This is a genomic window from Rhodobacter sp. Har01, assembly GCF_020564565.1.
In the GTDB taxonomy this organism is placed as follows: Bacteria; Pseudomonadota; Alphaproteobacteria; order Rhodobacterales; family Rhodobacteraceae; genus Pseudogemmobacter.
This window is the reverse complement of record NZ_JAJCTD010000046.1, coordinates 1-346: the sequence shown is the minus strand read 5'-3', so window position 1 is coordinate 346 and position 346 is coordinate 1. Positions and strand designations below refer to the sequence as shown.

The 346-nt window shown below is 63.6% G+C and carries 1 pseudogene; it reads left to right on the top strand.

Annotated elements, in window-relative coordinates:
* Nucleotides 1-346 (top strand): annotated as a pseudogene (locus tag LHP98_RS19345) (histidine kinase); the annotation flags it as partial.

Here is a 346-nt window from a genome sequence, read left to right as displayed (position 1 = left end):
TTTCTCGGTCCGCCTGCGACCTTCGAGCCCGGTCTTCGCGGCCACCACGGATCTCTATGCGCGGCAGCGCAAGCGCGAGCTGTCTGCGAATCTGACGCCCGCAGCCTCGGCAGAGGAGCTTCTGCGCGAACTGTCGACGATGGGGTTTGCGTCCTACGAAGCCTTCGCCGCCCATGCGTTCATCGAAGAGACCCGGGCGCGCAACATCCAGATCGGGCGCAAAGACGAACGATCCGTCGGCGCGCAGGTGAACCTGATCTCTCTGCTGGAGGAGACCTTGGCAGAGCAGGCAAAGCTGACCGCGCTGTTCGCCGAACTGCTGATTCTTCCGGTGAACATGCGCCTG